This is a genomic window from Pseudomonas sp. PA-1-6B (genome assembly GCF_021609545.1).
Lineage (GTDB): Bacteria > Pseudomonadota > Gammaproteobacteria > Pseudomonadales > Pseudomonadaceae > Aquipseudomonas > Aquipseudomonas fluorescens_BV.
In genome coordinates this window covers 28770-51472 of sequence record NZ_WJZM01000037.1, presented here as the reverse complement: position 1 = coordinate 51472, position 22703 = coordinate 28770, and the positions used below count along the sequence as shown (strand labels likewise).

The 22703-nt window shown below is 59.8% G+C and carries 23 protein-coding genes, 1 tRNA gene and 1 pseudogene; 10 read left to right on the top strand and 15 right to left on the bottom strand.

Annotation, left to right across the window (positions count from 1 at the left end; all coding sequences use genetic code 11):
* Positions 1-6 precede the first annotated feature (6 nt).
* Positions 7-1323: an MFS transporter gene (locus tag GIV35_RS17975; protein ID WP_236265476.1), complete on the bottom strand. Its 1317-nt coding sequence runs from the start codon at positions 1321-1323 to the stop codon at positions 7-9.
* A gap of 157 nt (positions 1324-1480) precedes the next feature.
* Here GIV35_RS17975 and GIV35_RS17970 point away from each other — a divergent pair, with 157 nt between their 5' ends.
* From GIV35_RS17970 to GIV35_RS17955, 4 genes and pseudogenes are all read left to right on the top strand, one after another.
* A complete protein-coding gene (locus GIV35_RS17970; RefSeq protein ID WP_236265478.1) occupies positions 1481-2422 on the top strand; it encodes a LysR family transcriptional regulator in 942 nt (313 codons plus the stop codon).
* A gap of 133 nt (positions 2423-2555) precedes the next feature.
* Complete coding sequence (locus GIV35_RS17965) at positions 2556-3782, top strand: MFS transporter (RefSeq protein WP_197880204.1); 1227 nt, start codon at positions 2556-2558, stop codon at positions 3780-3782.
* A gap of 807 nt (positions 3783-4589) precedes the next feature.
* Positions 4590-4829: a type II toxin-antitoxin system RelB/DinJ family antitoxin gene (locus GIV35_RS17960; RefSeq protein ID WP_020301039.1), complete on the top strand. Its 240-nt coding sequence runs from the start codon at positions 4590-4592 to the stop codon at positions 4827-4829.
* Positions 4819-5113, top strand: a pseudogene (locus GIV35_RS17955) (type II toxin-antitoxin system RelE family toxin). Before GIV35_RS17960 ends, GIV35_RS17955 begins: the two are co-directional and overlap by 11 nt.
* A 95-nt stretch (positions 5114-5208) precedes the next feature.
* On the opposite strand, the gene GIV35_RS17950 reads toward GIV35_RS17955, so the two are convergent.
* The 5 genes from GIV35_RS17950 to dapA all read right to left on the bottom strand — a co-directional run bounded on the left by GIV35_RS17950 (position 5209) and on the right by dapA (position 8897).
* Positions 5209-5298 (bottom strand) — tRNA-Ser (locus tag GIV35_RS17950).
* Positions 5299-5381: 83 nt separating this feature from the next.
* Positions 5382-6095 carry a phosphoribosylaminoimidazolesuccinocarboxamide synthase gene (gene purC / locus GIV35_RS17945; protein ID WP_057022031.1) on the bottom strand — a complete coding sequence of 238 codons (714 nt, stop codon included), beginning with the start codon at positions 6093-6095 and terminating at the stop codon, positions 5382-5384.
* Between the two features lie 27 nt (positions 6096-6122).
* Complete coding sequence (locus GIV35_RS17940) at positions 6123-6881, bottom strand: MBL fold metallo-hydrolase (protein ID WP_223023775.1); 759 nt, start codon at positions 6879-6881, stop codon at positions 6123-6125.
* A 4-nt stretch (positions 6882-6885) separates the two neighbouring features.
* On the bottom strand, positions 6886-8001 hold the full coding sequence (bamC, locus tag GIV35_RS17935) for an outer membrane protein assembly factor BamC (RefSeq protein WP_032892980.1): 1116 nt from the start codon (positions 7999-8001) through the stop codon (positions 6886-6888).
* A 17-nt stretch (positions 8002-8018) separates the two neighbouring features.
* On the bottom strand, positions 8019-8897 hold the full coding sequence (dapA, locus tag GIV35_RS17930; RefSeq protein WP_054897607.1) for a 4-hydroxy-tetrahydrodipicolinate synthase: 879 nt from the start codon (positions 8895-8897) through the stop codon (positions 8019-8021).
* A 262-nt stretch (positions 8898-9159) separates the two neighbouring features.
* On the opposite strand from dapA, the gene GIV35_RS17925 reads away from it, so the two are divergent.
* Both GIV35_RS17925 and GIV35_RS17920 read left to right on the top strand, forming a co-directional pair.
* Positions 9160-9720, top strand: a complete 561-nt coding sequence (locus GIV35_RS17925; protein WP_003189463.1) for a glycine cleavage system protein R — start codon at positions 9160-9162, stop codon at positions 9718-9720.
* Between the two features lie 14 nt (positions 9721-9734).
* On the top strand, positions 9735-10208 hold the full coding sequence (locus GIV35_RS17920; protein ID WP_105226112.1) for a peroxiredoxin: 474 nt from the start codon (positions 9735-9737) through the stop codon (positions 10206-10208).
* A gap of 19 nt (positions 10209-10227) precedes the next feature.
* On the opposite strand, the gene GIV35_RS17915 is transcribed toward GIV35_RS17920, so the two are convergent.
* The gene (locus GIV35_RS17915; RefSeq protein WP_105226111.1) at positions 10228-10467 is read right to left on the bottom strand and encodes a sulfurtransferase TusA family protein; all 240 of its coding nucleotides are present in this window, start codon (positions 10465-10467) and stop codon (positions 10228-10230) included.
* A gap of 95 nt (positions 10468-10562) precedes the next feature.
* On the opposite strand from GIV35_RS17915, the gene GIV35_RS17910 reads away from it, so the two are divergent.
* Positions 10563-11996, top strand: a complete 1434-nt coding sequence (locus GIV35_RS17910; RefSeq protein WP_105226110.1) for a M48 family metalloprotease — start codon at positions 10563-10565, stop codon at positions 11994-11996.
* A 68-nt stretch (positions 11997-12064) separates the two neighbouring features.
* Here the strand turns inward: GIV35_RS17910 and GIV35_RS17905 are convergent, their stop codons facing one another.
* The 4 genes from GIV35_RS17905 to rpoE form a co-directional block, all read right to left on the bottom strand.
* Positions 12065-13501, bottom strand: a complete 1437-nt coding sequence (locus tag GIV35_RS17905; RefSeq protein ID WP_014717365.1) for a DegQ family serine endoprotease — start codon at positions 13499-13501, stop codon at positions 12065-12067.
* Positions 13502-13735: 234 nt separating this feature from the next.
* Positions 13736-14695 carry a MucB/RseB C-terminal domain-containing protein gene (locus GIV35_RS17900; protein ID WP_223023776.1) on the bottom strand — a complete coding sequence of 320 codons (960 nt, stop codon included), beginning with the start codon at positions 14693-14695 and terminating at the stop codon, positions 13736-13738.
* A 16-nt stretch (positions 14696-14711) separates the two neighbouring features.
* On the bottom strand, positions 14712-15299 hold the full coding sequence (locus GIV35_RS17895) for a sigma-E factor negative regulatory protein (RefSeq protein WP_034126575.1): 588 nt from the start codon (positions 15297-15299) through the stop codon (positions 14712-14714).
* A gap of 32 nt (positions 15300-15331) precedes the next feature.
* A complete protein-coding gene (gene rpoE / locus GIV35_RS17890) occupies positions 15332-15913 on the bottom strand; it encodes an RNA polymerase sigma factor RpoE (RefSeq protein WP_003172477.1) in 582 nt (193 codons plus the stop codon).
* A gap of 461 nt (positions 15914-16374) precedes the next feature.
* Here rpoE and nadB point away from each other — a divergent pair, with 461 nt between their 5' ends.
* Positions 16375-17991 (top strand): L-aspartate oxidase, encoded by a 1617-nt coding sequence (gene nadB / locus GIV35_RS17885; RefSeq protein ID WP_054897610.1) that lies wholly within the window; start codon positions 16375-16377, stop codon positions 17989-17991.
* On the opposite strand, the gene GIV35_RS17880 is transcribed toward nadB, so the two are convergent.
* Together GIV35_RS17880 and GIV35_RS17875 are read right to left on the bottom strand one after the other, a co-directional pair.
* On the bottom strand, positions 17960-18406 hold the full coding sequence (locus GIV35_RS17880; protein WP_105226108.1) for a protein YgfX: 447 nt from the start codon (positions 18404-18406) through the stop codon (positions 17960-17962). The genes nadB and GIV35_RS17880 overlap by 32 nt on opposite strands.
* Positions 18390-18644 (bottom strand): FAD assembly factor SdhE, encoded by a 255-nt coding sequence (locus GIV35_RS17875; RefSeq protein ID WP_003189444.1) that lies wholly within the window; start codon positions 18642-18644, stop codon positions 18390-18392. The genes GIV35_RS17880 and GIV35_RS17875 overlap by 17 nt, the downstream gene beginning before the upstream one ends.
* 140 nt (positions 18645-18784) lie before the next feature.
* Between GIV35_RS17875 and ygfZ the strand changes: the two genes are divergently transcribed.
* Together ygfZ and GIV35_RS17865 are read left to right on the top strand one after the other, a co-directional pair.
* On the top strand, positions 18785-19726 hold the full coding sequence (gene ygfZ, locus GIV35_RS17870; RefSeq protein WP_236264592.1) for a CAF17-like 4Fe-4S cluster assembly/insertion protein YgfZ: 942 nt from the start codon (positions 18785-18787) through the stop codon (positions 19724-19726).
* A 35-nt stretch (positions 19727-19761) separates the two neighbouring features.
* Positions 19762-20583: an HDOD domain-containing protein gene (locus tag GIV35_RS17865; RefSeq protein ID WP_034126564.1), complete on the top strand. Its 822-nt coding sequence runs from the start codon at positions 19762-19764 to the stop codon at positions 20581-20583.
* Here GIV35_RS17865 and GIV35_RS17860 read toward each other — a convergent pair whose 3' ends face one another.
* Together GIV35_RS17860 and GIV35_RS17855 are read right to left on the bottom strand one after the other, a co-directional pair.
* On the bottom strand, positions 20584-21969 hold the full coding sequence (locus tag GIV35_RS17860; protein WP_105226105.1) for a sensor histidine kinase: 1386 nt from the start codon (positions 21967-21969) through the stop codon (positions 20584-20586).
* Positions 21962-22633, bottom strand: coding sequence for a response regulator (locus GIV35_RS17855; RefSeq protein WP_236264593.1), 672 nt, complete (start codon positions 22631-22633; stop codon positions 21962-21964). Before GIV35_RS17855 ends, GIV35_RS17860 begins: the two co-directional genes overlap by 8 nt.
* Positions 22634-22703: the final 70 nt, after the last annotated feature.

Sequence of the window (22703 nt, the reverse complement as noted above, 5' to 3'; positions counted from 1 at the left end):
ACTCTCTCAACTGTGTGCCATTTCCAGGCGGTGGGCCGTGGCATGGCGGCGGGACAAGGCCAGCACGCACACCAACGAAACCGCCGCGATCACGCTGTAAAACACTGCCATCGGCCACCATTGGCCTAGGTATTGATGGGCCAGCCAGGTGCCGATCAACGGTGTCAGGCCGCCGGCCAGCGCGCCGCATACCTGGTAAGCCAGGGAGATCGCGGTGTAGCGCACACGGTTTTCAAACAGGCCGCTGACAAAACCTGCGATGACGGCGTAGAACGACGCCATGCACACCACCGCCAGGGCAATGCCGAGGATGATCAACGGTGCCTGAGCGCTGCTGACCAGGACGAACATCGGGTACGGCGAGGCCATTGCCAGCACACACATGGCGCACAGAAACCGCGTAGCGCCGACCTTCTCCGCCACCCAGGCGGCCAGCGGCTGAACGCAGAACTGAATAATGGCGACGAAGAACAGGCACTCCAGAATCAACGAGCGCGGCAGGTTAAGTTGCTGAGTGCTGTAGGCAATCATGAAGGTGTTAGTGAAATACACGCCGGCAATCCCCAACGTGTTGGCGCCAATGCACAACAACAATGGACGCCAAGCGGTCTTCAGCACTTCCAGCACGGGGGCTTGGTCCTGCTTGATCGCCCGCGCTTTTTCCGCCTGGGCCTTGTCTTCGAGGAACTCCGGAGACTCGTTCACACCCAGGCGAATCGCGAGGCCGACGACCAACAGCAAGGCACTGGCCAGGAACGGCAGGCGCCAGCCCCAGCTGAGCAGGTCTTCTTCAGGTAAACGAGTGACGGCACTGAACGCCAGCAAGGAAAGAATCAAACCGGCCGGGCTGCCCAACTGCGCGAAGGATGCAAAGAAATTACGCCGCCCTTTCGGTGCGTGCTCGCCAGCCATCAACACCGCCCCGCCCCACTCGCCGCCAACCGCAATACCCTGCACCACGCGTAACAGGATCAACAGCACTGGCGCGGCTGCGCCGATCTGGGCATAGGTCGGTAACAGGCCTATGCACACCGTGACCACGCCCATCATCACGAGGGTAATCACTAAGGATTTCTTGCGGCCGATGCGGTCGCCGATATGACCGAACACAATGCCGCCCAACGGCCGCGCAAAAAAGCCCACGGCGAAGGTGCCGAACGCGGCCATGGTGCTGAACAATTTATCATCGGAGGGGAAGAACAGCTGACCGAACACCAGCGCTGCAGCGGTGGCATAGATGTAAAAGTCATACCACTCGATCATGGTGCCGATAAAGGCGGCGGCCGCAGCACGGCGAGGCTGCGGCGAAGCGGAAGGCTTCATGGGGCTGGCTCCTTTGGTTATTTTTTTGGCAGGAGAAAGTCAAACCGGTGCGCTCTGGTGGCGCTCGTTAAACCCGATTTTTCGGCCAGGGGCTATGATTAGTCAATTTTCTATTTATTATCTTGATTATAAGAACTGCTTATTATCGAGCGCCGCCATGCCCGAATTCCGCCGCGATATTCACCCTCTGCTCAATGACCGCCTGGACTGGAACCTGCTGCGCACCTTCCGCGTGATCGGCCAGGAACTGAGCATCAGCCGCGCCGCCGCCCGCCTGCATCTGACGCAACCGGCCATCAGCCAGGCGCTCAAGCGCCTGGAAGAACAGTTGGATTGCCAGCTCATCCTGCGCCGAGGCCCGCGCTTCGTGCTCACCGAGGCCGGTGAGCAGATCTTCGCCATTGCCGGGGAGATTTACGGACAGGTTTCGCAGATGAGCAACGCTCTGCAAAAGCCGGGTGATGAAGTGATCGGCAAAGTGCGCCTGCTGATGATCAGTCGGATTAATTCCGACACTTTCGATGACTTTCTCGCAGGCTTTCATCGCGAACATCCGCGGGTCGATCTGGAAGTCGAAGTGATGCGCAGCTCCGACATTGTCGCCGCGTTGCTGGAAAAAACCGCGACCCTGGGGCTCAGCCTCAACCGCCGGCCACAACCGCGCCTGGAACAGCATCTGTTTCTGCGTCAGCGTTATGCGTTCTTTTGTGGAAAACACCACCCATTGTTCGGACGCACAGGGTTGGTCGAAGGGGATCTGCAATCGGAGAATTTCGTGAGTTTTACCAGCGACCAGATTGGCGGCATGTTGTCGCCGCTGACTATTTTCCGTGACCAGCAAGGGTTCGGTGGGCGGATCGTGGCGTCATCCTCCAGCCTGGAAGAAGTGCGGCGATTGGTCATTGCCGGGTTTGGCTTGGGCTGCTTACCCACTCATGTGGTGGCGGACGATGTGAAGAGCGGGCTGCTGTGGCGGTTGCCGCCGGATGAGGGGATTGCGGATGTGGATATTCATCTGCTGTGGAACCGGGAGCAGAAGTTGAGTCGGGCGGAGGGGGTGTTTATTGAGTGCCTTCTGGAACGGTTGACCGAAAAATGATTGCTCACATCGATAGCACTGATGATTACTATCGAAACGAGCGCCTGAACGATTGCCGACACTGATTCCTATAATCGCCCCACATTCCCTCCTCGCCTGGCTTCAGGCGACATTCCTCCCGGACCCCAATCCCATGCCAAGCGCGAGCCAGGCCCCTAGCGGCCTTCCCGAACATAATCAACAAAGCGTCAAACAGCAGTGGCTGGCGATTCTTTCGGTCGCCGTGGGTGCCTTCGCACTGGTGACCAGTGAATTCCTGCCGGTGGGCGTACTCAACGACGTCGCCAGCGACCTGGGCATCAGTGCCGGTCACGCCGGATTGATGGTCACATTACCCGGCATCATGGCCGCCCTCGCCGCGCCGTTTCTGTCGGTCAGCATTGGCGCCATGGACCGTCGCTATCTGCTGATTGGCCTGACACTGGTGATGATCATCGCCAACTCGGTGGTGGCCTTCGCCACCGATTTCAGCCTGCTGCTGTTCGGCCGTGTATTGCTCGGCATCAGCATCGGCGGCTTCTGGGCCACGGCCATTGCCCTCAGCGGGCGGCTGGCGCCCAAAGGCGTGGGCGTAGCAAAGGCCACCTCGATCATCATGATGGGCGTGACCCTGGCCACCGTGTTGGGCGTGCCGGTAGGTACATGGCTCAGCGGCCTGATGGGCTGGCGGATGACCTTCCTGGTCACGGCGTTGGTGGGCATTCCGGTGCTGTTGGCGCAAATCTTCCTGCTGCCGCGACTCACCCCTGAGAAAGCCATTCAGATCCGTGACCTGCCGGCTTTGTTTATCAACCCACAAGCACGGGTCGGGTTGATCGCCGTGCTGCTGATCGGCCTGGCGCACTTTGCGGCGTATACCTATGTTGCACCGTTTTTCAAACACAGCTCCGGCTTCGACGGCCCCACGATTGGCTCGCTGTTGTTGCTGTATGGCGTGGCTGGAGTGCTGGGCAATATATTCGCTGGCTTTGCCGCCAACCGCAGCGTACGCAACACCCTGCTGCTGGTCGCGCTGATGATCGGTACCAGCACTGCACTGTTCCCCTACTTCGCCACCGGTATGACCGGCGCGGCGATGCTGATCGCCCTCTGGGGCTTCGCCTTCGGCGCGTTCCCGGCCTGCGCCAGCATCTGGATGTTTGTGGTGGCGCCCAAGGATGTAGAACGCGGCATGCCACTGTTTGTGGCGCTGTTTCAGGTGATCATCGCCCTGGGTTCATTCTTTGGCGGGCGGATCGTCGACCAAATGGGCAGCTCGGTATTGTTGAGCCTGGCCACGGTGTTGGTGGGGTTCGGGTTTGCGACCGTGCTGGTGTTGGGGCGCAAGGTGAGTAATAGCCTGGTGGCGCAGCCTGCCTGACCGAACTGCATGCGCAAAAAAGCCTGCTGAGCGTTGAGTTCAGCAGGCTTTTTTCGTTTCGGGAGCAGGTATTTATTTGGCCGTGGAGAAATCACGCTCGAGGACAGCATCCACCAAGGCTTGCGCGTTCTCGATCAATTGAGCCAGGGTCATGATCACGGGCGACTGCGTGCTGGCTGGATCTTCGGCGCATTGATAGGCGGTTTGAAGGGCGGATGAGCTGTACGCGGGTTGACAGACCGGAAACGTGGAAACCCGGCGCACCCGAAGATGCCCCACGCACAGCCGCCATAACAAATGGGCACAGACAGACGCCTGGAACCAGTTTGGGGATGCACAGAGATCGCACGTTATTCGGCCTGTCAAAACCGGTCGCCATGAGGGCGACGGCGGAAGGTTAGCGCCCTACCCCAGCCAACGCAACCCTGCTCGAAAACCGCCGAACCCGCATAACGTAAGCACCTGTTTCGGAAAAGCTTGGTAACCAGAATGCCCACAGGGAACCTTGTGCGCATAAGCCTGCGAGCTAGTCTCAAAAAGTCGCCGCCGTGGCGACATACTGTCAAGGATGCTGATATGCCAACGAGATATCGCGATGCAGTCACAGGTGAATACGTAACCGAGCAAGAGGCGAAGAAAAGACCAAGGGAAACGGTGAAAGAAACCGATAAAAAGCGCCCGGCGAAGCCGACGGCCAAAAAGTAGGATCAACAGATGAGAGCGACTGCCGTATGTCCAGACAAACTTGCCAATGAAACCCGATTGCTCCAATGTAATGACCAACGTCATTACACAAGGAGCTATCCCTTGGCATCTATCAACATCCGTATCGATGACGACCTGAAAACTCGCGCCTACCTGGAGCTGGAGAAGCTCGGTGTCACCCCTTCCGAACTAATACGCCAGGCGCTGCAATATGTTGCCGAGCGCGGCCAGTTGCCATTTAAGCCTGTGCTGATGACTGAAGAGGATGAAGCCTTGATGGCGACCGTACGCGAGCGTCTTGCATCGCCTCAACGCGTGAGGGTTTCTTTGGATGACCTATAGCCTTGATTTTGATGCGCGTGCATTGAAGGAATGGCAAAAACTCGGAGACACCCCTCCGTCAGCAACTCAAAAAGAAGCTAGTCGAAATCCTGAACAACCCACGTATTGAAGCTAATCGCCTCCATAGCCTGCCTGACTGCTACAAGATCAAACTGCGTAGTAGCGGGTACAGGCTGGTGTATCAAGTGATCGATCAGGAAATTACGGTGTTCGTGGTCGCCGTTGATAAACGTGAGCGTGATCAAGCTTATCGCAAAGCGTCTGAGCGCCTTGAACAGCGCTAGGCGGGACTACAATAAATCCCTGAAGCAGCCGTTAATAACGGCTGGAAACGAAAAAGCCCCGCAGCTTATTCAGCTACGGGGCTTTTTCTATGTAATGGCGGAGAGATAGGGATTCGAACCCTAGGTACCGGTGAAGGTACAACGGATTTCGAATCCGTCCCATTCGGCCACTCTGGCATCTCTCCAACGGCGCGCATCATAACAGCATGATTGATGGATGCAAAGCGCCGAAGCGATTTTTTTCCGTGCTATCAGATGCTTGCGTCGATTACAGCGGTACGCCGAGGCGCTTGGCGACTTCTTCGTAGGCTTCGATCACGTCACCGAGGCCCTGGCGGAAGCGGTCTTTGTCCATCTTCTTCTTGGTGTCCTTGTCCCACAGGCGGCAGCCATCCGGGCTGAATTCGTCGCCCAGGACGATGGAGCCGTCGTGGAACACGCCGAATTCGAGCTTGAAGTCCACCAGCAACAGGCCTGCGTCGTCGAACAGCTTGGTCAGCACGTCGTTGACCTTGAGGGACAACTCCTTCATGCGCGCCAGTTGCTCAGCGGTGCCCCAGCCGAACGCCACAACGTGGGATTCGTTGATGAACGGGTCGCCCTTGGCGTCGTCCTTCAGGAACAGTTCAAACGTGTAAGGGTTGAGCTTGAGGCCCTCTTCCACGCCCAGGCGCTTGACCAGGCTGCCGGCGGCGTAGTTACGCACGACGCATTCCACCGGGATCATGTCGAGCTTCTTGACCAGGCACTCGTTGTCGCCCAGCAGTTTGTCGAATTGGGTCGGGATACCGGCCGCTTCGAGTTTCTGCATGATGAAGGCGTTGAACTTGTTGTTCACCATGCCTTTGCGATCCAGCTGTTCGATGCGCTTGCCGTCGAACGCCGACGTGTCGTTGCGAAACAGCAGGATCAGGCGGTTGGCGTCGTCGGTCTTGTATACCGACTTGGCTTTGCCGCGGTAGAGTTCTTCACGTTTTTCCATGATGGGCTCCGCTTTGAGTAAGGTGGGCTAGGCGATGTGTCGCCAGTCGAGCCCTGAATCTTGATCGGCCAGTTGCAGCCAGTCCGGGTCGCACCCGAGGGTGTCGACAAAACATTGCCGGGCAAGCGTCGGCAGGTTGTTCTTGCTGCTGAGGTGAGCCAGGACCAGGTGTTGCAGGTCTTGCCAGCCCAACTCATACACCAGGTATGCCGCCTGGTGGTTGTTCAAATGTCCCAGCTCGCCGCCCACCCGCTGCTTGAGAAAGTAAGGGTAGTGACCGCGCGCCAGCATATCCCTGCAGTGGTTGGACTCGATCATCAAGGCATCGAGGTCCCGGTAACCGTCCAGCACCCTGGCACAATAGGAACCCAGGTCGGTCAGCACGCCGAAACGCCGCTGGCCGTCACTGAATACGTATTGCGTGGGCTCCTGGGCATCGTGGGCCACCGCGATGACATTGATGCTCAGGGCACCGATTTGCAGTTGCTCGCCATCGGCCAGAAAACCTGTCGGCTCAATGGGTTTGCGCATCCCGCGCAATGTGCCACGACTCAAGTACACCGGCAGATTGTAGCGCCGAGACAGTAAACCCACGCCATGCACATGGTCGGCATGTTCGTGGGTTACCAGAATCGCGCTCAGTTGCGTGGGGTGAACCCCCAGGCGTAACAGGCGCCGCTCGGTTTCTCTTAACGAGAAACCACAATCGACCAGCACGTACGTGTCGTTATGGGCGACCAGCGTACCGTTCCCTTGGCTACCGCTGCCGAGAACGGCAAAACGCATCGGATCAGCCCAGGTTGTCTTGAATCACGCCCAACACTTTGCGCGCTGTTTCAGCTGGCGCGACGGTGTTGATGTTCTTCTCGACGGTGACTTGCACGCTTTCGCCCACCTTGCTCAAACGAACCTGGTAACGCTCGGCACGGGTTTCGATCTCTTCCTTGGTCGGCGCGCTGCCGAACAATTTGCCGAAGAAACCTGGCTCATCGTCTTTCTTCTCGGCCTTTTCAGCCACGTTGATGTAGTACAGGCCCAGGCTGCGGTTGATGTCTTCAACGCGCCAAGGGCCCTGCTCCAACGCACGGCCAACACTGGCCCAGGCACGGTCGAGGTCTTCACCCAGGTTCAGCACGACGTTACCGCTGCCGTCTTCGGTGAGGCTGACGCGGCTAGGGGTGTCGTAGTCACGGGCGGCGAGCAGGGAAACGGAACCGCCCTTCTCGGAGATACGGCTCATGCTGGCCAGCATCTCGTCGACCAGCGCGGCGTCGACGCCGGTGTTAACCGAGCGCGGCGTGAAGTCGACGTCAGCCGTGCTGCCGGCAGGCCGCTCGGCGCTGACTACATAGACTTCGCTGGTATTGCGCTGCACGCCGGGCTCGATGCGTACACGCACACGGGCTTCACTGTCGGCGGCTACACCGCCCGCCAGCAGGCGCTGGGCCATGTTGGCGGACAGCTCGCGACCTTGCTGCCATGCGGTGGTGAACTCACCGGTCTGCGGGCGTTGCTGGTCGAGGCGGAAACCGTTGTCCTGGAAGAACTGCACCGCCACCGGCCAGACTTCGGCAGGCGGACGCTGAGCCACGATCCAGCGGTTGTCGCCGCTTTTCTGCAGGCTGTAGTCGCTGGCATCGGCCACGGCCATAATCGGCTGTGGGCGCGGCACTACGTACTCACCCTTGACCGTGTCGTCGGCGACGTTGCGTGGAATCGGCAACAATGGGTCAAGGCGCTTGGCGACATTGACATCAGGCGGCAGTTGCATCGGTTTGGTTGCTTGCGCTTCCAGGTAATCGCTGCCGCGGTCACGGAAGTAGCCTTCCGGGCCCCATACCCAACCGCAGCCACTGGTGCTGGAGATAATCAAGGCAAGTGCGGAAAGTCCGGCCAATCGCTTCATGCGTAGTGCTTCCTCAATTAAACCAGGACGCCGGACTGGCGCAGGGCCTGTCGCAGCGGTTCGTGACAGGCTTCGCTGAGGGGGGTGAGCGGCAGACGGATACCGTCCGGCATCAGGCCCATCTCAAACAGCGCCCACTTCACGGGAATAGGATTGGATTCGATAAACAGTGTCTTGTTGAGCGGCATCAGCTTTTCGTGGATGGCGCGAGCGGTGGCTGCATCGCCCGCGATGGCGGCGGCACACATATCGCTCATGGCGCGCGGGGCCACGTTGGCGGTCACGGAGATATTGCCCTTGCCACCCAGCAGGATCAGCTCGACAGCGGTGGCGTCGTCACCGGAATACACCAGGAAGTCGCTGCTCACGCCGGCCAGGATGTCCTTCGCGCGCTGCAGGTCGCCAGTGGCTTCCTTGATGCCGATGATGTTCGGCACGGTGGACAGGCGGATCACGGTCTCGGCCTTCATATCGCACGCGGTGCGACCCGGTACGTTGTAGAGGATCTGCGGGATCTGAACGGCTTCGGCGATAGCTTTGAAGTGCTGGTACAAGCCTTCCTGGGTCGGCTTGTTGTAGTACGGGGTTACCAGCAGGCAAGCGTCGGCGCCAGCCTTCTTGGCGTTCCTGGTCAGCTCGATCGCTTCACGCGTCGAGTTGGCGCCCGTACCGGCGATCACGGCAATGCGGCCCGCAACGCGCTTGACCACGAACTCGATCACCTGGATGTGTTCTTCCACATCGAGGGTGGCCGATTCACCTGTGGTGCCGACCGCCACAATGGCGTTGGTGCCCTCTTGCAGGTGGAAGTCCACCAGTTTGCCCAGGCTGTCCCAGTCGAGACGACCTTGTGCATCCATGGGTGTGACCAGTGCCACCATACTGCCCGCAATCATGCAACCGCTCCTGCCGGAAAAAGAGAGCCGTAATGGTACTGGCGCCAAGATGCTTGTACAAGCGAAGTACCGCGTGAGGATGCGTTCTGGCGCAACTAAACGTCGGGCAATGACATCATCGGGCCAAAGGACCGCCCGAAGCCGGCTGATCACGCAATGAAAACGCCACCTCCTAGCCCTTGGCGACGCTTTTCGCTACCCTTGATCCTTTGATCGATACAGCCCACACGGTATCGACCGCTCATCGCTTTAGGAAGGCTGCATGTCCACCCCCACAGTTCGCGAACAATTCCTTGTTATCAGTGCCCTCGGCGCCAACCCCATGGAGCTGACCAACGTCCTGTGCCGCGCCAGCCATGAGAACCGCTGCGCCGTCGTGACCTCCCGCCTGACCCGCCACGGCGAGTGCAGTGCGCTGGTCCTGCAGATTTCTGGCTCCTGGGATGCCTTGGCACGCCTTGAAACCGGCCTGCCGGGCCTGGCCAAAAAGCACGACTTTACCGTTAACGTGGTGCGCAGCGCCGCCCTGGAAAATCGCCCACAGGCTTTGCCTTACGTGGCCTACGTCAGCTCGGCCTACCGTTCGGACATCGTCAACGAGCTGTGCCAGTTCTTTATCGACCATAACGTCGAGCTGGAAAACCTGACCTGTGACACCTACCAGGCGCCACAAACCGGCGGCACCATGCTCAATGCCACCTTTACCGTGACCTTGCCGGCCGGCGTACAGATCAGTTGGCTGCGCGACCAGTTCCTCGATTTCGCCGATGCCCTGAACCTCGACGCCTTGATCGAACCATGGCGCCCACAGAACCCCATGTAAGGAAGTACCTCTCTATGCCGGTAGCCATCGACACACCCGTGGCCGATTTCGAGGCCCAGGCCACCAGCGGCCAGACTTTCAGCCTCGCGGCCCTCAAGGGCAAGCAAGTGGTGATCTACTTTTACCCGAAGGACAGCACCCCAGGCTGCACTACCGAAGGCCAGGGTTTTCGTGACCAGTACGCCGCGTTCAAGGCCGCTAATACCGAAGTGTTCGGCGTGTCGCGTGACAGCGTGAAGTCCCACGAAAACTTCAAGGGCAAACAAGAGTTTCCTTTCGAGCTGATCAGCGATAAGGACGAAGCGGTCTGCAAGCTGTTTGACGTGATCAAGTTGAAGAAGCTGTATGGCAAGGAATACCTGGGTGTGGATCGCAGCACATTCCTGATCGACAGCCAAGGCGTGCTGCGTCAGCAATGGCGCGGCGTGAAAGTGCCAGGGCATGTCGATGCCGTGTTGGCGGCAGCGCAGGCGCTGAATAAGGCCTGATTCTGCGTCGATAAGGCCATCAGCCCTTGCGCAACCAATAACGGTACACACCCTCGGCGGCGTCTTCATGCTCCAGGGTGTGGCCGGCCAGCTTGGCAAAGGTGCGAAAATCACGCTGGGAGCCGGCGTCGGTGGCAATCACCTTGAGCACCTTACCGCTGGCCATTTTATTGAGCTCCAGCTTGGCCTTGAGCAACGGTAAAGGGCAGTTCAGACCGCTGGCGTCGAGTTCGGCGTCACAGGCTACAACGTCGGTCATGGTGCTACTCCAGGCAAACATTCGGGCCGCTTAGAATATCTGGTCCCAAGCTCAGTGTCCGGCTACAGTAAGCTCTTTGTCGAAAGGCTTTGTGCATGACTTTTTTGCGCCCTACCCTGCTGACGCTAGCCTGCCTGCTGGCCTCCCCGGCCTTCGCTGACGACCTGCCGTCACTTGGTGATGCCAGTTCTGCCATTGTCTCGCCGCAACAGGAATACCAACTGGGCCGCGCCTGGCTTGCTTACCTGCGCGGCCAGGTTTCGCAACTCAATGATCCGCAACTCAAGGATTACGTTGAAACCAGCGTGTACAAGCTGGTGGAGACCAGCCAGGTCAATGACCGGCGCCTGGAATTCATCCTGATCAACAGCCCACAGCTCAACGCCTTTGCGGCTCCCGGTGGGATCGTCGGGGTCAACGGCGGCCTGTTTCTCAATGCACAGACCGAAGGCGAATACGCGTCGGTAATGGCCCACGAACTGGCGCACTTGTCTCAGCGTCACTTTGCCCGAGGCGTGGAAGCGCAATCACGCATGCAACTGCCGATGATGGCCGCCCTGCTTGGCGGCATTATCGCCGCCGCTGCGGGTGCCGGCGATGCCGGTATCGCCGCGATTGCCGGCTCACAAGCCGCCGCGATCCAGGAACAGCGCCGCTTCTCTCGACAGAACGAGCAAGAGGCCGACCGCATCGGCATCCTCAACCTGGAGAAAGCCGGCTACGACCCGCGCTCCATGCCCACGATGTTCGAACGGCTGATGCGCCAATACCGCTTCGACGCCAAGCCACCGGAGTTCCTGCTGACTCACCCGGTAACCGAATCGCGTATCGCCGACACCCGCAACCGCGCCGAACAAGCCAAACCTGGCGGCAAGGAAGACAGCCTGCGCTATCAACTGATTCGCGCACGGGTGCAGCTCAAGTACGAAGACACACCAGGCCTGGCCGCCAAGCGCTTCCAGGCGCAGCTGGATGAGAACCCTAAAAATGACGTAGCGCGTTATGGCCTGGCCATCGCTCAGATCAAGGGTACTCAACTCAAGGAAGCGCGGGAAAGCCTGGCGCCGCTGTTGGCCAAGGCGCCCAACGACATTACCTACAACCTGGCCCAAATCGAACTGGACATCACCAGCAACCGCATGCCGGATGCGCAGCAACGTACCGACCGCATGCTCACCCAGTACCCCAGCAACTATCCTCTGAACCAGGTGCGGGTAGACCTGCTGCTTAAACAGAACCGTACCGCCGATGCAGAAAAGGCACTGGATGGGCTGCTCAAGTCGCGACCGGACGATCCGGACGTGTGGTATCAGGTCGCCGAGACTCGCGGCTTGTCCGGTAACATCATTGGCCTGCATCAGGCTCGCGCCGAGTATTTCGCATTGGTGGGGGATTTCCAGCAAGCCATCCAGCAGTTGGACTTTGCCAAGCGGCGCGCCGGCAATAACTTCCCGTTGTCCTCACGCATCGACGCCCGTCAGCGTGAGCTGATCGAACAGGAGCGCTTGGTGAAAGGCATGATGAGCTGAACCCGCCGCCCACAAAAAAGCCCCGCTGCCGTTAACCGGCAGCGGGGCTTTTTTATAGGTCTAGCGGATTACTCGGCCAGTTTGAAGGTAATGAAGCTGGCACGGCCTTGACGCAGGACGCGCATCGACACCGAGCGATTCTTCGGCAACGCCTTGGCGATGTCGGCGAATTCCTTGGTGGTATCGATCGCCTGGTTGTTCAAGTGGGTGATCACGTCACCCGGTTGCAGGCCGATCAAGGCGGCTGGGCCGTCCTGAACTTCCTTGATCACTACACCGCTTTGCAGGTCGAAGGTTTTCTTCTGCTCGGCGGTCAGTTCAACGACGGCGATACCCAAGCGGTTACTGCTGCGCTCGGCGCCTGGCTTGGCGTTGCCCAGGGCGTCCAGGGTCGCGCCTTCTTCCGGAATTGCCCCAACGGTCAATTCGACGTTCTGGCGCTTGCCGTCACGAATCACTTCCAGCTTGGCTTTGCCGCCGGCCTTGAGCGCGCCGACCAAGTGTGGCAAGTCCGCCGACATGATGATCGGCTGGCCGTTCATGCTCAGGATGACGTCACCGACTTTCAGGCCGCCTTTGGCCGCAGGGCCATTGTCCTGAATCTGCGCCACCAGGGCACCGGCCGGCTTGTCGAGACCGAAGGACTCAGCCAGGTCCTTGTTCACTTCCTGGATTACCACACCCAACCAGCCGCGGCTGACCTTGCCGCCGCTTTTGAGCTGATTGGAGACGTCCATGGCTACATCGATCGGGATCGCGAAGGACACGCCCATGAAGCCACCGGAGCGGGTGTAGATCTGCGAGTTGATCCCCACCACTTCGCCGGCCAGGTTGAACAGCGGGCCACCGGAGTTGCCCGGGTTGATCGGCACGTCGGTCTGGATGAACGGCACGTAGTTTTCGTTTGGCAGGCTGCGACCGATGGCGCTGACGATGCCTTGGGTAACGGTGTGGTCAAAGCCGAACGGAGAACCGATCGCGACCACCCACTGACCGGCCTTCAGGTCCTGGGACTTGCCCAGTTTAAGCACCGGCAAGTCCTTGCCATCGATTTTGAGCAAAGCCACGTCGGAACGTGGATCGGTGCCAATCAGCTTGGCCTTGAGTTCACTGCGGTCCGCCAGGCGCACGAGAATCTCGTCGGCATCGGCAATCACGTGGTTGTTGGTGAGGATGTAACCGTCAGGCGAAATGATGAAGCCGGAGCCCAGGGACTGGGCTTCGCGCTGGCCACCGCCGCCACGAGGAGAGCGAGGTTGCGGCATCCCGCGTTCGAAGAACTCGCGCAACATGGGCGGCAAGCCTTCCAGGTCGGGCATCTGCTGGTTCGAGACTTTGCGATCCGGCAGCTTCTGCGTGGTACTGATGTTCACCACGGCAGGCGAGGCCTGCTCCACCAGTTGGGTGAAGTCAGGCAGCTCGACCGCTTGCGCAGGTAAGGCCTGGCCCAGCACCAGCACTGTGGCGACTATGGATAAGTAAGACTTCAAACGTGGTATCGACATACAGCTCCCGTTACGACGAGCAGGGTTAAGCGACAGGGTTCAATAAACGCCGGATACTGCGAGCGGCATTTTTGTTCCGCGAACAAACAAGGCCAGAGCCAACAAACCCTGACCTATAAAAAACATGGGAAGTTTTTGCAAGTGAAAATGCTGATCCAGAGATTTCATACGCCCAGCACCCAACGAAATTCGGGCCCAGATTGATAGACCAGGATGAACATAAGATTAACAATCTCAGGGCTTGGCGGCGGCCTTTTCACCACGCACCGACAACGCGATACGTTCAGCTGTGCCGATGGGAATTTCGCCCACCACCGTGACCATCATTTCGCCATCTACCGTATTCAAACGCCGGGATACTGCCACGGTCGGCCCAAGCTGAGCGCGGGTTTCATTCACATCAGCGCCGTTGGCTGACTCAAGAAACACCGAAAAACGCGCGAGCCCATCGTCATACATCAGGCTGTCGACGGTAGATTTCGTTTGGGCATCTTTGCGCGTAGCGCTGCTGATCTGTTGGAAACCAGGCGGTAGCCAGTCCAGATGCCACCTTTGCGTGGTAGACAGCTCAGGTGCTTTAGCGGCGGACATCGTTACCGGCGAACAGTCGCCGCTGGGCTGCAAGTCCTGGTCAGAAGGAATGGCCGAAGCATCCAGACGGGTAAACTGAAAACGCTCCAACAACTGCCCTTGGTCATTCAGCAGCAAGGATTTAAGCGGCAGCGCAGTTTCACGGTCCAGGTGTAATTCAAACCCATAACGGTAGGGATCACGCGGGCTGATCGACACAATCACCGCATGACGGCCGGCCACGCGCGATTTGCCAATAACGGCCAGGTCATAGAATAAAGTGAGTTTTTTTGGATCAAGAATACGCGAGGGTGCCTCAGGTGACTGACCGAGACCAGCCGCCAATGTGCCACTGACACATTGTGCCCGACCATCAACCCTGACCGCTTCCTGGGCGGAGCCGTCAAGTTGCAACAAGCGTTCACGGACATGACCATTCTGGACACGGTGCCAGATGTCATGGGTAGAAAAACTGCCGTTACGTTCGTAGACAAACGTACCTTCAAAGCTTTGCTGCTGCTCTGCACGCCCAAGTCGAGTCAGCCAGTCTTGGGCTTCATCGGCATGGGCGGATAGTGCAAACCAACTACTGAGCAAAAGCGTAAGGAGCGGTATGGCGCGCATAGGGCTCCTTAGCGAATCAGCGGTTTTCCTGGCTTGCTGCACGAGCGTATGGCAGAGCGCTGTCAGTGCCTTTGGCAGCCGATTCCTGCGCATGTTGACGCAGGTAGCCTGGAAGGCGCTGATCCTGCCAGCCGGATTGCCCCTGAAGTACACCATTAGCCATAGGGCCGGTGGTATCAGTGCTTTCCTTGTAGCCAGCCAGCACGGCCGGACCTTTGACTTGCGGACCGGCCATGACCGGTTGCTGAGTCTGTTGGGCCAGCTCGTTGCCTGCGATCTCGTCCTGATTGTACAGGCGAACACCAGCCAAAACAGCAACGGTCACCGAAGCGGCCACTGCCAGACGACCCAGGCTGCGCCACGGACCACGCGAGGCTTTTGCCGGAACGGCTTCATCAGCCAGTGCAGCAGAAACGGCCGCAGCAATATCCAGACGAGGGATTAGGAGATCCTTGTGCATCACCGCCCGAGCGACTTGGTAACGAGACCAGGTATCACGGGTTTCGGCGTCATCAAATGCGTTGAGCACTCGACGAAGTTCCAGTTCATCCGCTTCGTTATCCATCACTGCGGACAGCGATTCCTGCAGGGCATCACGACTCATGGCGGTTCCTCTCTTGGCTGTCGCCGCTGTCTTTAGTTTTCCTGCAACAACGGTTGCAAGGCTTTGTCGATGGCTTCCCGGGCCCGGAAAATCCGCGACCTCACAGTCCCCACCGGACATTGCATGACGCTCGCAATGTCTTCGTAACTCAGACCATCGAATTCACGTAAAGTTAACGCCGTACGCAAATCTTCTGGCAGTTGCTGAATAGTGCGATGGACGGTGCCTTCGATCTCGTCGCGCAGCAATGCACGCTCCGGCGACTCGAGATCTTTGAGGCCGTGATCACCATCGTAGAATTCAGCATCTTCTGAACTGACATCACTGTCTGGTGGGCGGCGACCGCGTGACACCAGATAGTTTTTCGCCGTGTTGATGGCGATGCGGTATAGCCACGTGTAAAACGCACTGTCACCGCGGAAATTTCCAAGTGCACGGTAAGCCTTGATAAAGGCTTCCTGCGCAACGTCCTGCGCTTCATGGGTGTCGTGCACAAACCGCACGATCAACCCGAGAATTTTGTGCTGGTATTTCAGCACTAGCAGATCAAATGCTCGCTTATCACCGCGCTGTACGCGCTCGACCAGCTGCTGATCCTCTTCCTGGGTTAGCATGAACACTCCTCGTTGTACTTGAAGGAGGCTTGCATAACTAAACGATCAGGCTTGCAAACATAGACTCGGGCTTTTCGCAAAAGTTCTCCCCCTTCAAGCAAGTTTCCGGCATGCACTGATTTGGCACACACGAAAAACGCAGCACGGTCGGTGCCGGCTGCGCGAATAATCTTGTCGCCGGTTTCGTGACGCGTCCAATGCTCCCGACGGGCCAATAAACTCAACGTTTTCCCAGCTTTCGGGCAACCTGCTATTGAGTCGGGGCTTATGCAAAAAGTTCCCGTCCCGCCAACCGGCCGTTTCCCAAAGCTGCGCAGCATAATCTCACAATGCCACGAAGGCGTGGCTATTGTGCCGCTCCACCCCTCTATATACTAGTGGCCCGTGTGACCCTTTGATTCGCCGATCCAGGCGTACTGTTTGCGCCCCCCCTTTGGATCGCTTTTTGCGGAATCCGTCAAATGAGCCAACAGTTTCAACACGATGTCCTCGTAATCGGTAGCGGCGCCGCCGGCTTGAGCCTGGCCCTGACCCTGCCCAGCCATTTGCGTATAGCGGTTTTGAGCAAAGGCGACCTGGCCAACGGCTCGACCTTCTGGGCCCAGGGCGGCGTTGCTGCGGTGCTGGACGACACAGACACCGTGCAATCCCACGTCGAAGACACCCTTAACGCCGGCGGTGGCCTGTGCAACGAAGACGCCGTGCGCTTCACCGTCGAGCACAGCCGGGAAGCCATCCAATGGTTGATCGACCAAGGTGTACCCTTCACCCGCGATGAACATGCCGGCAGCGACGACGGTGGCTTTGAGTTCCACCTGACCCGCGAAGGCGGCCACAGCCATCGCCGAATCATTCACGCCGCCGATGCCACCGGGGCCGCGATTTTCAAGACCCTGCTCGACCAGGCCCGCCAACGTCCAAATATCCAATTGCTGGAGCAGCGCGTCGCCGTCGACCTGATCACCGAAAAACGCCTGGGCCTGCCGGGCGAACGCTGCCTGGGCGCCTACGTACTCAACCGCACCAGCGGTGAAGTCGATACCTACGGCGCACGCTTCACCATTCTCGCCTCGGGCGGCGCCGCCAAGGTCTACCTCTATACCAGCAACCCCGACGGTGCCTGCGGCGACGGCATTGCGATGGCCTGGCGCTCGGGCTGCCGGGTCGCCAACCTGGAGTTCAACCAATTCCACCCCACGTGCCTGTACCACCCGCAGGCCAAGAGCTTCCTGATCACCGAAGCCCTGCGCGGCGAAGGCGCACATTTGAAGCTGCCCAATGGCGAACGCTTCATGCAGCGCTTCGACCCACGCGCCGAGCTGGCACCACGCGATATCGTCGCCCGCGCCATCGACCACGAAATGAAGCGCCTGGGTATCGACTGCGTGTACCTGGACATCAGCCACAAGCCCGAAGCCTTCATCAAGACCCACTTCCCGACCGTCTACGAACGCTGCCTGACCTTCAATATCGACATCACCAAAGGCCCGATCCCCGTGGTACCGGCCGCGCACTACACCTGCGGTGGCGTGATGGTCGATCAGCATGGCCGCACCGACGTGCCGGGCCTGTATGCCATCGGCGAAACCAGCTTCACAGGCCTGCACGGCGCCAACCGCATGGCCAGCAATTCATTGCTTGAATGCTTCGTGTATGCGCGCTCGGCGGCAGCGGACATTCTTGAGCAACTGCCGCGCATCCCGGTACCGGCCGCCCTGCCCCGCTGGGACGCGAGCCAGGTCACCGATTCGGACGAGGATGTGATCATCGCCCACAACTGGGACGAGCTGCGGCGCTTCATGTGGGACTATGTGGGCATCGTGCGCACCAACAAACGCCTGCAACGGGCGCAACATCGGGTGCGCTTGCTGCTGGATGAGATCGACGAGTTCTACAGCAATTATAAGGTCAGCCGCGACCTGATCGAGTTGCGCAACCTGGCCCAAGTGGCCGAGCTGATGATCCGGTCGGCCATGGAGCGAAAGGAAAGCCGCGGCCTGCATTACACCCTTGACTACCCACAGATGCTGCCCGAAGCCCGGGACACTATCCTGGTGCCAACCACCTACGGCGGCTGAACTTCAGGCGTACCCGCAGGCGCCGGTGCACATCGGCCGCCTGCGCATCCTTTGGCACGCAGATTGACCGCACCCGCCACTCACCCTGCACCCGGTAACGCAACACCACGATCAGCGGCAACGCCAGGCTGTCGGGCCGCAGTTGCACAGGATGCCAGCCGCGTGCGGCGCTCCATAATTGCCAGCCATCGTCGTCACGGCGCAGGCCACGAATCGACGAACGGTGAGTGAGCAGGATTTGCCGCGGCAATACCCAGGCACAATGAGCCAGGCATAGCAGGATGCCAAGGCTTGAATAAGGCAGGTCGAGAGCCAGCAGGCTGCTCAGCGCGACCAGCTGGGCAAGGACATAGGCCGCCAGCAACAGCCGTGAGGCCTGCCAGCGGCATTCGAAACGATTACTTGGGCTGGACACGATCCAGGATCATCCGAACCATGCGCTGCAGCTCCGGGTCTTCGGATTCGGCGCGCTCCATGAACCAGCCAAACATGTCCTGGTCTTCGCACTCGAGCAACCTGACGTAGAGGTCGCGGTCCACCTGATTGAGCGTCGCGTATACCTCTTTGGTGAAAGGCACCAGCAACACATCCAGCTCCAGCATGCCGCGACGGCTGTGCCAGTAGAGGCGATTGATTTCTACATCTTCGACCATGGAGCCCTCCTAAAATAGAGCGCAAGTATACAGCCCCGACGACACTGGAACAGTCGGCTTTGGTCGCCCTATATGGAAACTATGCATTTGCCGGACGCCCCTCTATGATGCACCCATGACTTTTTGACCTGCGATGACCCATGGCTGACTCCGCTTTTTTCTGCTCCCTGTCCCACGAAGGCGTTCTCGCCGTCCGCGGCTCTGATGCTGCCAAGTTCCTGCAGGGCCAACTGACCTGCAACCTCAATTACCTGAGTGATACCCAGGCCAGCCTGGGCGCGCGCTGCACGCAAAAAGGCCGGATGCAGTCGAGCTTCCGCATCCTGCTGCAGGGTGATGGCGTACTCCTGGCCATGGCCACCGAGTTGCTTGAGCCGCAGTTGGCGGATCTGAAAAAGTACGCGGTGTTCTCCAAATCCAAGCTCACCGACGAAAGCGCTGCCTGGGCGCGCTTCGGCCTGGTGAACGCAGACGCGGCCTTGACCGATCTAGGCCTGGAACTGCCGGTCGAGACCGACAGCGTGGCACGCAACGGGGCATTGATCGCCGTCCGCGTTTCCCCGGGCCGCGCCGAACTCTGGGTACCTGCCGAACACGCCGACGCCGTGCGCAGCCAATTGGCCGCGCAGTTGCAACAAGCTGAATTGAATGCCTGGCTGCTTGGCCAGATCCGTGCCGGTATCGGCCAAGTGATGCCCCAGACGCGCGAGCTGTTCATTCCGCAGATGCTCAACCTGCAGGCTGTGGGCGGCGTCAGCTTCAAGAAAGGCTGCTACACCGGCCAGGAAATCGTCGCGCGCATGCAGTACCTGGGCAAACTCAAGCGGCGCCTGTATCGCCTGAGCCTGGAGGCCGACGAACTTCCTGAGCCAGGCACTCCGTTATTTTCCCCAAGCCATAACAGCGCGATCGGCGAAGTGGTCATCGCAGCAAAAGCTGACCAGTCGATTGAACTTCTCGCCGTGCTGCAAGCCGAAGCTGCCGACAGTGGCGACGTGCGCTTGGGAACCCTGGAGGGCCCGGGCTTGCACCTGCTTGACCTGCCCTACCAACTGGACCGTGATCGCGAGATCCAGCGTTAATCGCCGTACTTTTTGCAGCACCCTAGAGAGCATGAATGAACAAGCTGGCGGAAAAAGTCCAACAAGCGTTGGTAACGGCCATCGACAACGATGACCTGGTTCTGCCGACATTGCCGGAGGTGGCCCTGAAAATTCGCCAGGCCGCCGAAGACCCGGACATCAGCATCAGCCACCTGAGCAAAGTGATCAGTCGTGACACGGCCCTGTCGGCGCGCCTGATCAAAGTGGTCAACAGCCCGTTGCTACGGGCCAGCCAGGAAGTCACCGACCTGCACACCGCCATCACCCGGCTCGGTACCAACTACAGCAGCAACCTGGCAATCGGCCTGGTGATGGAGCAGATCTTTCACGCCCGCTCCGAGGTGGTCGAACAGAAAATGCGCGACGTGTGGCGCCGCAGCCTGGAAGTGGCGGGCGTGAGCTACGCCTTGTGCCGTCGCCACAGCCAGCTCAAGCCAGACCAGGCGGCCCTGGGTGGCCTGGTGCATCAGATAGGCGTGCTGCCGATCCTCACGTATGCCGAGGATCACTATGAGCTGCTGGCCGACCCCGTCAGCCTCAACCACGTCATCGACAGCATCCACCCGGTGCTGGGGGACAAGCTGCTGCGGGTCTGGGACTTCCCCGAGATGCTGGTGAATGTGCCGGGCCAATACCTGGACCTGACACGCGACTCTGCAAGCCTGGACTACGTCGACCTGGTGCAGGTCGCCGCGCTGTACTGCCACCGCGGCACCGACCACCCCCTGGGAACCGTGCCGATTACCGCCTTGCCGGCCCTCATGAAGTTGCGCATAGACCTGCACAGCGACGCCCTGCGCAGCGAACTGGACGAAGCGCGCTCGATGTTTTACTGATCAACCCGCGATAAAACTCACGCGCACCTTAAGCCCCGCCAGTTCGCCATCATGCAGGCTGATCTGCGCCAGGTGCGCACGGCAAATCTCCCCGACAATCGCCAGCCCCAAGCCCGACCCCATGCCCTGCTGGCTGCGTCGATAAAAGCGTTCGAACACCCGGTCCCGCTCATCCAGTGGGATGCCAGGGCCGTCATCCTCGACTTCCAGCACCGCCGGAGCCGTCACTCGCAAAATCACATTGCCGCCGGGCGGGGTATGGGCCAAGGCGTTATCCACCAGGTTGCTGAGCAGCTCATTCAACAGCGTTGGTTCGCCGCGCAGCCATACCGGCTCGTCGGCCTCCAGCGCCAGGGCCACGCCCCGCGCGTGGGCCAGCGGCGCCATGGCCATACCGAGCTCACGGGCCAATTGGCTTAAATCGAGCAGTTGCGCACCGCCTTCGGCAATGGCGCGGGCACCGTTTTCGATGCGGGCCAGGGACAACAATTGATTCGCCAGGTGCGTCAGGCGGTCGGTACCCTGGGCGGCCGTTTCCAGGGTGCTGCGCCAGGTGGCCGGTTCTTCGGCACGCAGGCCCAGTTCCAGCCGGGCCTTGAGCGCCGCCAGGGGGGTGCGCAGCTCGTGGGCAGCGTCGGCAATAAACTGCGCCTGGCGCTCGAACTGCCCGCGCAGACGTTCGGTGAAATGGTTGAGAGAGCGCACCAGTGGGCCGAACTCATCCTGAACTTCCACTAATGGCAGAGGCCGCAGGTCATCAGGCTGGCGCTCTTCCACCGCCGTACGCAGGCGCTCCAGCGGGCGCAGTGCGGCGCTCACCGCGAACCACACCAGCAATAACGCACCGATGGCGAGCATGCCCAGACGCAGCAGTGTATCGGCCATCAGGCTGCGGGCCATGGCCACCCGGGCTTCGTCGGTCTCCGCGACACGAACTTCGGCCATGCCATTCATGTTCGGCTCCGAGACGGCCTTGAGCAGGCTCACCACGCGCACCTGCTGGCCCAGGTACATGGCGTTGTAGAACCGCGCCAAGGCTGGATAATCGTCGGTGCGGGGCGTGCCCGGCGGCGGGCCAGGCAGGTTTTCGTAACCGGAAATCAGTTTCTGATCAATATCATTGACCTGGTAATAAATGCGCCCGGCACTGTCGTAGGCAAAGGTGTCCAGGGCCACATAGGGCACATTGGCGCTGAGTGTGCCGTCCACCTGGGTCAAGCCGGCGGCAATGGTGCGTGCCGAGGCTAGCAGCGTGCGGTCATAAGCGGTGTCGGCGGCTTCGCGACCGTTCCAATAAGCGCTCATGCCGCTGGCGAGCATCAACAACACCAGCAATAACGCAAGGTTGCACAGCAAGCGCCAGCGCAGGCTGCTGGGCTTATGCATCACGGGCTTCCAGCAAATAGCCAAGGCCGCGGAAGGTGACGATGGCGATGGGTTGGCCATCGAGCTTCTTGCGCAGGCGATGCACGTAGATTTCGATGGCGTCGGGGCTGGCCTCCTCGTCCAGGCCGAATACCTGGGACGCCAATTGTTCCTTGCTCATCACGCGCCCCGGCCGGGCGATCAAGGCTTCGAGCACCGCTTGTTCTCGGGAGGTCAAGGTCATCAGTTCGCCTGCGACCGTGAAGCGCCGGGTGTCGAGGTCGTACACCAGCACACCGCAGGTTTGCTGACGCTCGCCGCCCAGCACGCTACGCCGCAACAATGCCTTGACCCGGGCTTCGAGTTCCGTGAGTTCAAACGGTTTGGCCAGGTAGTCATCGGCGCCCAGGTTCAGGCCGTGCACGCGGTCTTTTACATCACTGCGAGCAGTCAGCATCAGCACCGGCAGGTTTTTTCCACGCGCCCGCAAACGTGCGAGCACCTCGAAACCATCCAGGCGCGGCAACCCTACGTCCAGGATCACCACGGCGTATTCCTCGCTGCTCAAGGCCAGGTCCGCCGCCACGCCGTCATGCAACACATCAACGGTCAAACCCATGCTCTTGAGCGCTTGGGCGACACTTTCGGCGAGCTGAAGATGGTCTTCAACCAGGAGGACACGCATGGATTTCTACCTCGTTCAGGGGTGGTCGACGCCACGCTTTGCCCGGCAGTTTACAGCCGCAACCTGGCCT